Origin of the sequence: Pseudoalteromonas sp. HL-AS1 (genome assembly GCF_031198785.1) — a bacterium.
GTDB classification, from domain to species: Bacteria; Pseudomonadota; Gammaproteobacteria; order Enterobacterales; family Alteromonadaceae; genus Pseudoalteromonas; species Pseudoalteromonas distincta.
In genome coordinates this window covers 343,308-357,363 of the sequence record NZ_CP133569.1, presented here as the reverse complement: position 1 = coordinate 357,363, position 14,056 = coordinate 343,308, and the positions used below count along the sequence as shown (strand labels likewise).

The window sequence follows — 14,056 nt, the reverse complement described above, 5'->3', positions numbered from 1 at the left end:
AATTACACAGCCTGTTGTTGCTGTAAATTTTGTAAAGTGACTTCTTTGACATCCACCAGCTTATTTAACTGGCTGGTTAAAAGGTGAATTGGTTTATCACTATCTACCGTCATGTCTACATTATAAAAACCATCGTCCATATTGAGCTGAAAATGCGTAAGGTCAAAACCACGATGACGCACCACTCGTAAAAAGCGCTCTACCGCTATACTTTGGCTTTTTAATGCAATAGTTAGGCTATGTTTCATTTTGCTTTCTCCGTCATCATTTCGTCGTTAGCAGCCCCAGGTGGTACAAGTGGCCAAACATTTTCTTTATCATCAATACAGGCATGTACTATGTACGGACCTTTACTGTTAACTAATTCAGTTATCGCATCATCAACTTGGTTAGCGTGAGTAATTGTTTGCCCTGGGATACCAAATACAGCAGCTAATTGCACAAAGTCTGGGTTATCCGACAGGTTAGTTTCAGAATAACGCCCTTCAAAAAATAGTTCTTGCCATTGGCGAACCATCCCTAAACGCTGGTTATCTAAAATTAATATTTTTACAGGTAAATTGTTACGACGAATAGTGGCCAGCTCTTGAATATTCATCATTATAGAACCATCGCCCGATACAGTGATAACAAAGTCATCAGGGCGTGCTACTTGCGCGCCAATAGCCGCAGGTAGACCAAAGCCCATTGTGCCTGCACCACCACTGCTTAAATGATTACTCGGATGAGTAAACTTCATGTGTTGTGCTACCCACATTTGGTGCTGACCAACATCGCAGCACACAACCCCTGTTTTTGGCATGCGTTGGCTTAGTTGGTTTAATAAGTACGGTGCAAAAACCTTCTCACCTGGGTAGTCGTAACGCCACGCATGCTTAATATTCATTTCTTTATTTGTGTCACACCAAGCTTTAGGTGTTACAAAGCACTCAAGTGCGGGTAACGACGTTTTTAAATCGGCAATTAATGAAGCTTTAGCAGGTTTTCGCTTACCAACTTCAGCAGCATCTATATCTAAATGGATTACTTTAGCTTTAGCTGCAAATTTAGCTAAGTTGCCTGTTACGCGGTCATCAAAGCGTGCCCCGATACATACAAGTACATCACATTCTTGCACTGCGATATTAGCAGCTTGACCACCATGCATACCCAACATACCTAAGTAATGTTCGTAATCTGGTAATACACTGCCTAGCGCTTTAAGTGTTGATACAGCTGGCATCTGAGTTTTATTTAAAAATTGCATTAGTTCGTCTTGCGCATCAGCGGCTTGTACACCACCACCTACATACGCTACAGGCTGTTTAGCCTCACTCAACAATTGATTAGCAATAGCAACTTGCTTTAAATCTAACTCTGGTAAGTATTCATCAGCTGCTAGCCAAGGTTTAAAAGGGACTTGAGCCATTTGAATATCTTTTGGGATATCGACAAGTACAGGGCCTGGGCGGCCGCTTTGCGCTAAATGAATTGCTTCTTGTAATATCTCTGCTAAGTCTTCAGCTCGTTCTACCATGTAGCTGTGCTTAGTACACGAAAGCGACATACCTAGTACATCTATTTCTTGAAACGCATCTGAACCAATAGCTGCAGTAGGCACTTGGCCGGTGATCGCCAATAATGGTACTGAGTCCATCATCGCATCAGCAAGAGCGGTTATTAAATTAGTTGCACCTGGGCCCGATGTTGCAAAGCATACGCCTAATTTACGTGTGCTGCGAGCATAACCAACTGCTGCAAACCCTGCACCTTGCTCATGGCGAGTTAGGTAGTGTTTGACTGGCGCGCCATACAGCGCATCGTAAATTGGCATAATAGCTCCGCCTGGGTAGCCAAATACTTCATTTACGCCGTGTTTGGCCAATAAGTCGATTGTTAGTTCTGCGCCTGTCATTAATAAACCCTCATTCCTCAGTGACAACCCAATTACAAATTTTACCCTTAAAACTAAAAAGCCCTCCGAACGGTTAAGTGCGGAGGGCTTTTTTAATGCTTAAGTTTTTAAAGCACTACGAAGCCCTCGCGGGAATAATCACCACGATAATAATCAGGACTAGGTTAAGTGCGTTTGTAAGCATGTAATTAATACCAAATTTTGTTCAATTATCGCGAAGGTTATTCCTTCGCTCTCTTTTTATATTAGTACCGCGCTAGGCCCTTTAAGTCAACACCAAAGTTAATCTAACAAAAAGACTAAAAGGCAATTTATCAGGTTTTAAAATTCATTATACAAGCTGGTAGTGGTTTTTTTATGCTCTAATTTTAATCTCAGAAATTCACTATTCTTATATCCCTTATTTAAGGTTTGATTAATTTTTGAGAATATTTTTATAAATAAAATTATTTATCACCTTCAGGTAATGCGTAGGTTCTCTTAAGCGACTCTTAAGTGTTGTTGCATAGCATGGCGTTGTTATTTTAAACGAGCCTAAATATGAACATAACTAGCCAAACACCAGCACAAAAAAAGCCAAATCGTAGTAAGCGGTTTTACATTCACTGTAGTGCAAATGCCTTTGTAGTGATGATTGCCTGTTATTACTGTTTAGTTATAAACATTCCTTTTATTCAAGGTTCGTTTAGCGCCATCACCTCCCTTGCATCTTTTTCATGGCTATTTTTACTTTCAGTGCCACTGCTGTTGTTATGCCTTTTAATTATTTTCTTTTCAATAGTGTCGGTTAGGTGGTTACTAAAACCAATTAACTACCTTTTACTGATAATTTCGAGTGCCGTACTTTACGGCTCATTAAATTACGGCGTCGTGTTTGACTATTCAATGATTCAAAACACGTTCGAAACAGATTCAAGCGAAGCACTGAGCTATTTAAATCCGCAGCTCATAGGCTTTCTACTACTGTTTTGTGCGCTACCTGTTTTTATATTAAGCAAAGTAAAAATACATTTTACCCGCCCTCACCAAGAAGCAATTAGTCGTATAAAACTTATTGTAGCGTGCTGTTCACTAATTGCTTTAGTGGTCGTAAACTTTTACGCCGATTACGCAGCCACTGGTCGCAATAACCGCATTTTGAAAAAAGAACTCATCCCATTTCAGTATCTCTCTAGCGGTTATAAATATATGCGCGATCAGCTGCTGTATACCAATATGGAATTTAAAAATATAGATGCAACACCCACTCTCATTACGCCTAACACCACCAGCGTAACAGTTATGGTTGTTGGCGAAACCGCACGAGCAGAAAACTTTTCTTATCAAGGTTATAAGCGCAACACCAACCCTTATACACAAAAGTATAATGTGACGTATTTTAATAATGTGGCGTCTTGTGGCACCGCTACTGCTGTGTCTGTGCCGTGTATGTTTTCACTGCAAACACAAGATAACTTTGATCGATTAGCAGCCGACAACCAACAAAACCTGGTTGACTTAGCACAACAAGCTGGCAGCGACGTACTGTGGGTTGATAACAACAGCGGCTGTAAAAACGTATGCACCCGTGTTGTTAACATTGATATCCCAACCACCCCATCAGCGCTTTGCGATGGAAAATATTGTTTTGATGAAGCACTTCTTGCTCCACTTAAGCGCAAACTCGCTAATTTAAGCCAAGCTAATACCGTTATCGTCCTACACATGATGGGCTCACACGGACCAACCTACTTTAAACGCTACCCAGAAAAATTTAAGCAATTTACGACCACGTGCGACAGAAGCGACATTCAAAACTGCTCACTCGATGAATTAGTTAATACCTACGACAACACAATTGCGTACAGCGACTTTGTTAACGCCCAGGTAATTGAGCAATTAAAAGCGCTGCCAAACAACATAGATAAGCAGTTTTTATATGTCTCTGATCATGGTGAATCACTTGGCGAAGCCGGTGCTTATTTACATGGTTTTCCGTATAGCTTTGCACCTAGCACACAAACGCACGTTCCTCTTTATATATGGGCTGATGAGCATAATCAGCGCATTACTAATACCTGTTTAGCTAATTTAGACACCCGCGCTGCGCGCTCACACAACAATATTTTTCACACCCTTTTAAATTTAATTGGCATTAAAAGCAAAACGTATCAGGCATCGCTCGATTTACTTGCTAACTGCCAAACAACACCAAGCGAAATAAAACTATGAGTAATAAAACCGTTATAAAACGCCAAGGCTTAATGCGCCTTATTTTTACCTTAAGCCATTCTTTTAACGGCTTAAAATGGATGAGTCGATTTGAAGCAGCGTTTCAACAAGAGCTAGCACTGTTTTCATTACTTGGTATGTTTGTGTGGCTACAAGAAATTGCACTAAAGGATAAATTACTGCTTATAGCTAGCCTGCTTTTTGTATTGTTTGCTGAGCTGGTAAATACGGCAGTTGAGGTTGTAGTTGATAGAATTGGCAGTGAATACCATGAGCTTTCGGGGCTAGCTAAAGATATAGCCTCTGCAAGCGTGTTTATAGCTATGCTAATTGCCGCTCTTATTTGGTGGGCTGTGTTATGGGCATAAAGCTAACTTTTATACCTAAAATACAAAATACACTTGGCCCTGTATGGATTTTTGTTGTATTTGCTGTTTTGGCACTTAGCTTTTTAACACTTGCTCGCTTTGGATTAAGTGTATGGCAAGGGGAGCGTGTATTTGGATCGCATGCGTGGTTATCTATATTTATAGGTGGTTTAAGAGTTGATATAGCCACTCTAAGCTACATTATTATGCCCGCATTACTACTTATTTTACTGATGCAAAGCGTAGGGTGGCAAAATAAAGTACGCGGCCTCATTAAAATTTATTTAGTGACGATGTCTGCTTTACTTGTTTTTTTTGAAGTGATTACGCCTACGTTTATAAACGAGTACGATTTACGCCCAAACCGCTTATTTATAGAATATTTAATTTATCCTAAAGAAGTCTCAAAAATGATTTTTTCAGGCTATAAGTTAGAAGTATTTATTGCTGTTATAGCACTTATTTTAAGCTGTAAATTTGCAAGTAAAATATTTAGCAATCAATGGCAAAGCAAGTCATCACTAACAGGTTTAAATCAATCAATTTTAGCGCTTATTTTAGTATGCTTAACTATTTTTGGCGCCCGCAACTCATTAGAGCACAGACCACTTAACCCCGCCATGGTCTCGTTTTCTACCGATCACTTACTTAACGACTTAACCCTTAACTCACTTTATAGCGTCGCGTTTGCAGTTAAGCAACTTTCTAATGAGCAATCGAGCCAAGACTATTACGGTAAAATGCCCACCGATGAATTACTTAGTATTGTGCGTAATAACATGCAAAATACGCAAGCCGCATTTAGCGATGTAACCGCCCCTACAAAAACGTTTCATCGCGCAAGTAATACAGGTAAACCCAAAAATTTAGTCATTATTTTACAAGAAAGTTTAGGTGCTCGTTATGTAGGCACGCTTGGCGGTTTACCGCTTACACCTAATATAGACGCCCTTTATAAACAAGGCTGGGGGTTTGATAATTTATACGCCACGGGCACACGTTCAGTACGTGGAATTGAGGCAGTAATTACAGGGTTTACACCAACGCCTTCGCGTGCAGTTGTTAAGCTTGATAAATCACAACGCGACTTTTTTACCATTGCTGATTTTTTAGCGAAGCAAAATTACAACACGCAGTTCATTTATGGTGGCGAAAGCCATTTTGATAACATGCGCAGCTTCTTTTTAGGCAACGGTTTTAAAAGTATCGTAGATACAAATAACTTTAAAAAAATAGACTTTAATGGCTCGTGGGGCGCATCAGACGAAGACTTGTACGACCAAGCTGACATAGAACTTACTAAGCTTAAAAATCAAAACAAACCCTTTTTTAGCCTTATATTTTCAAGCTCTAATCATAGCCCGTATGACTTTCCTGACGATAAAATAACGCTGTACGATAAACAAAAACAAACCCGTAATAATGCTGCCAAGTATGCCGATTACGCACTAGGCACCTTTATCGAAAAAGCTAAAAAATCGAGCTACTGGGATGATACTGTATTTATAGTTATTGCCGATCACGACTCGCGCGTATCGGGTTCAAATTTAGTACCGGTTGATCACTTTAAAATTCCGGCCGTTATTTTTGGAAAAAGTATTACCCATAAACGAGATAGCCAACTAGCCAGTCAGCTCGATATTCCTGTTACTCTACTGTCTTTAATTGGCGCAAGTGGTAAGCACCCAATGATAGGTCATGATTTATCAAAGCCAATTAGCGACAACAAACAACGCGCAATGATGCAATACGACAAAAACTTTGCCTACATGCACGATAATAAAGTGGTGGTGTTACAACCACAAAAACCAGCAACCACCTATACGTATAGCAATAACCAGCTTGTGCCATGTGAAAACGATGAGCAATTAGTAAAAAAAGCCCTGGCCCATGCGAACTTAGGTAATCTAGCTTATACAAATGGTTGGTATCATTAACCAAGTGACTTGATAATAAAGCCTTGTTAAAGTAACAAGGCTATTTTTATAAACCGAGTAAACATGAAAATCCTCGTTATTGAAGACTCTGAAGCACTAAGACGCAGCTTGCAAGTTGGCCTTAGCAACCTTGGTTTTACCGTAGATGAAACTGGTGATGGCTCAGAAGGGCTGAGTATGGCACTAAGTGGAAACTACGACCTCCTCGTACTTGATTTAATGCTACCGAGCGTTGATGGCATGAGTATTTTACAAGCACTGCGCAGCAGTAATAGCCAAAGCCGTGTGCTAATTTTATCGGCACGAAGTGAGCCTCAAGATAAAATTAACGGCCTTATGAAAGGCGCTGACGATTATTTAACTAAGCCATTTTCGTTTGAAGAACTCCATGCTCGTGTCCTTGCATTACTTCGTCGTGGTTCACTGCAAAATCAACAAAATACCCTTACCGTAGGTGATTGCGTATTAGATCTGTCACTTAAAACTCTTCACTACAAGCAACATGCCATTGAGCTCACGCGCAATGAATATAAAATAATAGAATGCTTATTTAACGCCCCAGAGCGAGTATTGGGGCTTGAGCTTATAAGTGAAGCGGTGGTAGGTCAGTTTGATATGCTCTCTAAGAATGCGCTTGAAGCACACATCTCAACCATACGTAAAAAAGTAAGACAGTTTGATGGCGAGCTCCCAATAAAAAATAAACGTGGATTTGGTTATGTCGCAACAACAAAATAAAAATCACTCAATAAAACGTAAACTCGTTAATAATATTAGCGCTGTGATCTCAGTTATTTTATTCACCATATTTTTAACCGTTGATTTAAGTGTTGATACTTGGGTGGAAGATCAGTTCAATCAGTCTTTAACTAATAAAGCTAACTACTTAAAAACCTTAGTTGAAGATGACAACAACGTGGTTGAATTTGATTTTGCTGGTGAGTTTATGTCGGAGTATGAAGCAGCCGATGCCACGGAGTTTTACCAGTTATGGCATGGCCGTGATGTGTTTGAACGCTCGGACTCATTAGCGCTTTATGAAAATGCTAACCTGCCTTTTTTAGAAATGCCGATAAACGAATCTAAAATTATAGATTACGAGCTTCCTAACGGGCGTGATGGCCGCGCACTTATCAGTCACTTTGTAGCCCAAAAAGATGATAGAAATCCCACTCATTCTGCTGTTTTTAATACCATGACGCTTGCAATCGCAGCGCCGACAGCCGAACTTAATAAAGTACTGATTATTATTGATGTCGTCTTTATTTTAACCTGTGTGCTTGGTGTGTTTGGGGTGCGCTATTTAGTGACACGTATTGTAAATAAAGGCCTACACCCGCTACACAATTTAAACGATCAAATTAAGTTACTCGATATTACCGGTGTTGCGCAAACAATAGAAAGCGACTTTAAAGTAGAAGAAATAGAACCTATACGTAACGAGCTAAATAAGTTTATTACCGTTAATCAGCAACTCTATAGTAATGAAAAACGCCTAACAAGCGATATTGCACATGAGCTAAAAACCCCAATAGCTGAACTCATAAGCCTTTCAGAAGTGGCTATTCGCTACCCTGATGATAAACGTATTAGCGACACCTATACCAGTGATGTACTTAATATTTCACAGCGTATGAAAACAATTGTTAGCAACCTATTACTGTTGCAGCGCTCAAGTAGCAGTACAATGCAATTGAATGCGCAAAATATCATTCTAAATAACTTAGTAAATCAAATTATTGATGAGCTGACCTTTAAACACCCAACTATTAAAACGCGTTTAAATAACGAAATAAGTGACGAGATTACACTTAATGCTGACGAATTTAGTTTAAATACCATTTTGTGTAACTTAATCGATAACGCACTATTTTATGGACTCCCTGAGGCGCCAATTAAATTAACTGCCGTAAATAACAGCACAAACATGACCATCTCTGTTAGTAACAAAGTAAATAAACCACTAAGTGGTCAACAGCTAATTGCTATTTTTGACCCGCTCTATCAGCTAGATTCATCTAGAACTAATAACCAGCGCCATGGTTTAGGATTATCTATTGTGCAGAGCTTATGTAACTTAAATGGCTTTACTATTACGGCCAGTAATACCGAAAACAATACGCTAACGTTTATATTAACGTTACCTCTGAAGTAAATTTAGGTTAGTATTTACACTACTAACCTTCGAGATTTTAAGGACAAACCATGAATGCTCTTACCCGTGTTAGCCACTTTTTTATTGTGGCGTTACTTATAACATTTAGCCTTAACAGCTATGCAGCTCCGGCCTTATATAAAATAGAAAAAAATGGCGTCAGCTCTTACTTATTTGGCACCGTACACGTTGGTGATGCCAGCATGAAAGGCTTACCTAAAAATGTAACCGATGCGATTAGCGCAAGCAAAGAAGTGATTGTTGAAGTTGATATAAGCAAACTTACACCACTTGAAATGCAACAGCGCTCAATGCCATTTATGATGCTAAGTGACGGTAAAACACTGCAAACTGAGCTTTCAAAGCAAAATTATACCAAGCTAAAAGATTACTTTGCTAAAAAGTCGATTGATATTGCTATGTTTAATGGCTTAAAGCCTTGGGCTGTTATGGTGACTATGATGCAAATTGAATTTCAAAATGCAGGATATTCAGATAAAACCGGTATAGACAAGCAAGTGCTTAGTTATGCTAAAGAGCATAATATTAAAATTGGCGAGCTTGAAACCCTAGAGCAACAACTACAAATGTTTGATGGTATGGCGCTACTAAGCAATGAAATGATTGAAGAAACCTTTGAGCAACTAGCCGATATTAATACTTACTTTATCAAGTTAGTTAATGCGTGGAAAAGCGGTGACATGGACACACTAACCGATTACTACAACATGAGTTTTGATGACAGTAATTACGGTGAAATTAGCGAGCAAGTAATGCTAACTAACCGTAATAATAATTGGGTTAAACAACTCACACCGCGTTTAGCAAACGAGCAGCTATTTATTGCTGTAGGCGCTTTGCATTTACCTGAAAAACACGGGTTACTTAAACAACTTCGAGATAAAGGCTTTAGCGTTACTCGTCTTTAAAATAAAAATGGGTTGAGTGAATTCCCACTCAACCTTTCTCTGAGCTTTTAATGAAAGTCTTCCATTTTTAAGTAATTCTCTATTCCTTTAATTTTGTCTGCCGCATGATGATTTACATAAATCACAGTACTTGTATTGGCAGCACAAATTTTCTCTATTAGTAGCAGTACACGTTGCCTGTTTGCTTCATCTAAGCCCAAGCAAGGTTCATCTAAAATAAGTAACGTTGGATGTTTTACCATAGCTCGCACAATTAACAACATACGCTGATCGCCGTACGATAGCTGGGTGAATGAGGTATTTTGTTTATCACTTAAACCAATAAATGCCAGCCACTGCTTAGCAATATTAATTTGTGCGTCGCTCGGTTTTTGATATAAACCTATGCTGTCGTATAATCCTGAAATAACAGTATTTAAAGCCGATATACTTACGCGGTAATCCATATGTAGCGCGTTAGATATAAAACCAATATGCTGTTTTATATCCCAAATACTCTCCCCTGTGCCACGTTTAAAACCGAACACTTCAATGTCATTGTTATAACACTGTGGGTTATCACCTGTTATTAAATTTAATAAGCATGTTTTGCCTGAACCGTTCGCTCCACTAAGCTGCCAATGCTGATGCTTTTTTATAGTCCAATTGAGATTTTTGAATATGCTTACATCACTGTAACTAACTTTAGCATTACTCAATTTAACTAAGGTATTACCGGTGAATGCCTTTTGCTCTTGCTCGGTATCAGGAGATGGCACATCCAATGAGGTATGTTCTAAATGAAGTAATTTTAGTAAGTCACTTAATTGCTCACTGTCTGGCTTTGCCAAAGTATGTAACAAGCAGCCTTGGTTTACATAACCATAGTGAGTAATGAATGAAGGGATTTCGTCTAGGCGGTTTAGCACAAAAACAAAAGTAATCGTGTGGCTAAGCTCTATAAGTATTTTATTAAGCTGCTGGCAAGATTGTACGTCGAGCCCATCAAAAGGCTCGTCAAGCACGGCTAACTCACTATGGGAGCTGAGTGCTTTTATAAGTAAGAGTTTACGAGTTTCACCCGTTGAAAGGTCTCTAAAATGCCTATTTAGTAATGAGCTAAATTTAAATAATTTTATTAGCTGCGCTAATAACTCATCATTATTACTATGCTCTGTAAAAATAAGATCTTTAACGAGGCTGTGCTTTTCATGCGCTAATTCTTGGGCTAGTAACTGTTTATGCGAATCTGAAGACACGAGCATAAGCTTATTAATACTACTTATACGCTGACCACTTTCGCACTTAGCTTCACCGATTAACGCAGCTGTCAGAGCAGATTTACCGGCTCCATTAGCACCTAGAAGCAGCCAATGTTCTCCTAGATTAACTTGCCAATCTAGGTTGCATATATCGTAACGGCTTTTACCTTGCCCTTGTAAGTAACCATTAAATTGCTCAAGCGTAATTGACTGCACTAACTTTTCCTAATAAACCTTAAAACAGCAAGTTAACGTATATTAAAAGTGCTTAGCAAGCTTGTTATCCGCAAAATTAATTTATTTCACTAGGGCGTATTGATCTTTGTGGATTGAAATTTGTTCAATCCAAGGAAGATTAAATCGCGGCGCGAGGTTGGTAACCTAGTGGGCTAAGTCAAAACCGAGTAAAGCTTCCGCGTCCTGCTCACGCCCCTTACCTACATCCATGTCATAGGTAAGATCTTAAGAAATTGAGTTGAAGCTCAATTCATGATCAAATGGTTGTTACCACACAAACCACAGAATCAAGAAAAGAGCTTCAAATGAATGCTAACATTTTTATTAATAAGTTAAAAAGTATCCTAAGTGAAAAAAAACTGAACCGACTTGGTAAACAAGTAGCATTTACTAAAAGAGAAAGAAATATTACCGCATTTCATATGGTTGTTAGTCTTGTTGCTGCGCTTGGGGATAAAAAAACGATCTATTTATCCGAAATATTAAGAGTTTATAACCAGCTAACAGGGCAGTCTATTAAGTATAAGCCTTTTCATAACCAGTTAGTTAAACCTGAACTAGCTGAACTAATGCGAGAGGTAACAAATAGAGTTTTTAATTGTTGGATAAATGATGCGCTTAAGTACACTAAAAAAGATTTGTTCAAGTTTGAGAATATTTTAATTCAGGACGGTAGTTCTATTATGCTTCATCGTTCTTTAAAAGATGTTTTTCCTGGGCGATTTTCAAATACGTGTCCAGCAGCCATTGAATTGCATGCTACTTTAAATTTAACGCAAGGTTGCTTTGAAAAAGCAGGTATAACACCAGACAGTTACTCTGAACGTGAAGAACTTCCAACATTTAAAGAGTTGAAAGGACAGTTGTTACTTGCTGATAGAGGATATTATTCAGGTAGTTATATTCATGAATTAGATAAAGCAGGAGGATTTTACGTATTAAGAGCGAAGGGATTAAAAGCAGTCAGAGTACATAATGCTTTTAAGCAAAATGGACAGGAATTAACAGGAAGTCATTCCCCAAAGTTATGTGAATTGCTTCCCGAATTACCTAAAAATGATCTTATTGATATGAATGTTAGCATAAAAAACAAGCTAACAAGAGTCGTTGGGTATTGGTCAAAAAAAGAAAAACAATATACATTTTTAGTCACTAATTTATCTATTGATGAATTTACAGCGACTGAAATAGGCAAATTATATAGGTTACGCTGGCAGCGTTGAATTACTTTTTAAGGAGTGTAAGTCTTATAATAATTTACGCGGCTTTCAAACATCAAACGCAACCTTACAAGAGGCGCTAATTTATGTAAGTTTAATAGTAACCACGCTTAAAAGATTTTTAACTGGCTGTATTGAAAAGATATTTAAAACTGAAATGTCTACAATGACAGTAGCAAAAACAACGGGTGTTTGGTGGATTGCCATATTAACAGCGATTATTAGGAAGCATAGGAAAGGATTGTTAAATGCAGTTAATGGAGCATTTGACTTTCTGAGGAAAAATGCAGCTAGGGCACACCCCAAACGCGATCGAAAAACAGGAGTATTTCAGTATGGGGTAGAGCCAAATTTTTAAGGCTGTACTTAATGTTTTTCTTAAGTACCTACCTATGACATCCATGTAGGCAACAAAGAGTTAATCGCCCCTAGAAAGAACCCAATGGGCTGACGAATCCCCAAAACGTGACAGGCACAGCAATTTATGATCTTATGTAAATCACCACAACCCACATAAGTCACAACTGTTATGCCAGAGACATCAGTTTGCCATAAGTACTTTAAACATGCATTAGCGCCATTCAATAATGCCAGAGTAAAAACATTACTAAGCTGCAGTAATGCATTAATTTCGGGCAATAAACTTACCTTAACTGAAATCGGCAGAAATTTGTCTGGCGCTGTGGATGTAAAACATAAAATAAAACGCGTTGATCGCTTCTTAAAAAATACTCACCTCTACAATGAAAGGGTCGCTATCTATGAAGCATTAGCTCATCCTATTATTGACTCTTTACCCATGCTTGCAATTGCCGTTGACTGGAGCGGTGCCTGTGGTCACGACTATCACTTACTGCGAGCAAGCTTACTTGTGGATGGGCGCTCTATCGTGATTTATAACATGATTGTTGAGCAGAAGGATTTTGATAGCCCAGCAACCAACAGCCTGTTTTTAGATGAACTTTATGAAGTGCTTGGACGACATCCTAGTGTCTATATTGTAACAGACGGCGGCTTTCTTACGCCTTGGTATAGTAAAGTACGCGAACTTGGTTGGCATATGATAGGTCGATTAAGAGGCTCAAAACTAGCCATGCAATCACAATGGCATACATTAAAACAACTTAGGGCTGGTGCCAGCGATATACCTAAGGCGTTAGGTCAAGCACGACTAACTCAGTCCAGCCCGACAGCATGCGATGCATTTTTACACGTATATCATGGAAAAAATAAAGGAAGAAAAGGAAAAAGCAGATTTACGAAAGATACAAAAATGTATCAAAACTTAGCTAAAGAGCCATGGTTACTCGCGACATCAGACAATACAATGACGAGTAAGCGAGTAGTTGGTTTATATAGTAAAAGAATGCAAATAGAGCAAAATTTCCGCGATGACAAAAGTTTGAGATATGGTTTTTCGTGGCGTTTTAGTAAAAGCACCGGCATAAATAGAATAGGAATATTATGCTTGATAGCCACAATAGCGAGCACTGCGTTATGGTTTATAGGGTGTGAAGCAGAAAAAAGAAAGTGGCATATAAAATTTCAAGCAAATAGCGTTAAGAATCGCCGAGTTCTTTCATTTTTAACCTTAGCCAAGCAAGTCATAAAGCTATGTAAGAGACGTATTACACAAAGCTATATAGAAAAAAGTTTAAAAAACTTTATTTTGAATTACGAAAAAGAGGCCGCTGGATAAAGTGGGGATCCCTCAGCCCATCGGTAACGTGTTCTCACGCTTTTAATAATATTGAACATGTATAAACCAGTTTTTTATATAAGTGTAGACTAATTTTTTAAAACGAAGAATCAGTCAAAATAATTAAGCGAATTATTAATACCCAATAAAAAAGCCCAGCATCAA

The 14,056-nt window shown here is 38.5% G+C and carries 12 protein-coding genes; 9 read left to right on the top strand and 3 right to left on the bottom strand.

What is annotated here, in order from left to right; translation table 11 throughout:
- Positions 1–2: 2 nt before the first annotated feature.
- Positions 3–248 carry an acetolactate synthase 2 small subunit gene (gene ilvM, locus RB214_RS01670; protein WP_002959893.1) on the bottom strand — a complete coding sequence of 82 codons (246 nt, stop codon included), beginning with the start codon at positions 246–248 and terminating at the stop codon, positions 3–5.
- The gene (gene ilvG / locus RB214_RS01665; protein WP_309168098.1) at positions 245–1,894 is read right to left on the bottom strand and encodes an acetolactate synthase 2 catalytic subunit; all 1,650 of its coding nucleotides are present in this window, start codon (positions 1,892–1,894) and stop codon (positions 245–247) included. Before ilvG ends, ilvM begins: the two co-directional genes overlap by 4 nt.
- A gap of 540 nt (positions 1,895–2,434) precedes the next feature.
- Here ilvG and RB214_RS01660 point away from each other — a divergent pair.
- The 6 genes from RB214_RS01660 (at position 2,435) to RB214_RS01635 (ending at position 9,494) form a co-directional block, all read left to right on the top strand.
- Positions 2,435–4,105, top strand: a complete 1,671-nt coding sequence (locus tag RB214_RS01660) for a phosphoethanolamine--lipid A transferase (RefSeq protein WP_309168096.1) — start codon at positions 2,435–2,437, stop codon at positions 4,103–4,105.
- Positions 4,102–4,473, top strand: a complete 372-nt coding sequence (locus RB214_RS01655; RefSeq protein WP_309168094.1) for a diacylglycerol kinase — start codon at positions 4,102–4,104, stop codon at positions 4,471–4,473. The genes RB214_RS01660 and RB214_RS01655 overlap by 4 nt, the downstream gene beginning before the upstream one ends.
- Entirely contained in the window at positions 4,464–6,410 is a 1,947-nt protein-coding gene (locus RB214_RS01650; RefSeq protein ID WP_309168093.1) for an LTA synthase family protein, read from the top strand. Before RB214_RS01655 ends, RB214_RS01650 begins: the two co-directional genes overlap by 10 nt.
- 63 nt (positions 6,411–6,473) lie before the next feature.
- Complete coding sequence (locus tag RB214_RS01645) at positions 6,474–7,148, top strand: response regulator transcription factor (RefSeq protein WP_007377292.1); 675 nt, start codon at positions 6,474–6,476, stop codon at positions 7,146–7,148.
- Entirely contained in the window at positions 7,129–8,565 is a 1,437-nt protein-coding gene (locus RB214_RS01640) for a HAMP domain-containing sensor histidine kinase (protein ID WP_309168090.1), read from the top strand. Before RB214_RS01645 ends, RB214_RS01640 begins: the two co-directional genes overlap by 20 nt.
- A gap of 50 nt (positions 8,566–8,615) precedes the next feature.
- Complete coding sequence (locus RB214_RS01635) at positions 8,616–9,494, top strand: TraB/GumN family protein (RefSeq protein ID WP_008137723.1); 879 nt, start codon at positions 8,616–8,618, stop codon at positions 9,492–9,494.
- A 47-nt stretch (positions 9,495–9,541) separates the two neighbouring features.
- Here RB214_RS01635 and RB214_RS01630 read toward each other — a convergent pair whose 3' ends face one another.
- Positions 9,542–10,951, bottom strand: a complete 1,410-nt coding sequence (locus RB214_RS01630; RefSeq protein ID WP_309168088.1) for an ATP-binding cassette domain-containing protein — start codon at positions 10,949–10,951, stop codon at positions 9,542–9,544.
- Between the two features lie 326 nt (positions 10,952–11,277).
- Here RB214_RS01630 and RB214_RS01625 point away from each other — a divergent pair, with 326 nt between their 5' ends.
- The 3 genes from RB214_RS01625 (at position 11,278) to RB214_RS01615 (ending at position 13,891) form a co-directional block, all read left to right on the top strand.
- Positions 11,278–12,195, top strand: a complete 918-nt coding sequence (locus RB214_RS01625; protein WP_309168086.1) for an IS4 family transposase — start codon at positions 11,278–11,280, stop codon at positions 12,193–12,195.
- Between the two features lie 163 nt (positions 12,196–12,358).
- Positions 12,359–12,550, top strand: a complete 192-nt coding sequence (locus tag RB214_RS01620; RefSeq protein WP_309168085.1) for a hypothetical protein — start codon at positions 12,359–12,361, stop codon at positions 12,548–12,550.
- Between the two features lie 171 nt (positions 12,551–12,721).
- The gene (locus RB214_RS01615; protein ID WP_309168083.1) at positions 12,722–13,891 is read left to right on the top strand and encodes an IS4 family transposase; all 1,170 of its coding nucleotides are present in this window, start codon (positions 12,722–12,724) and stop codon (positions 13,889–13,891) included.
- Positions 13,892–14,056: the final 165 nt, after the last annotated feature.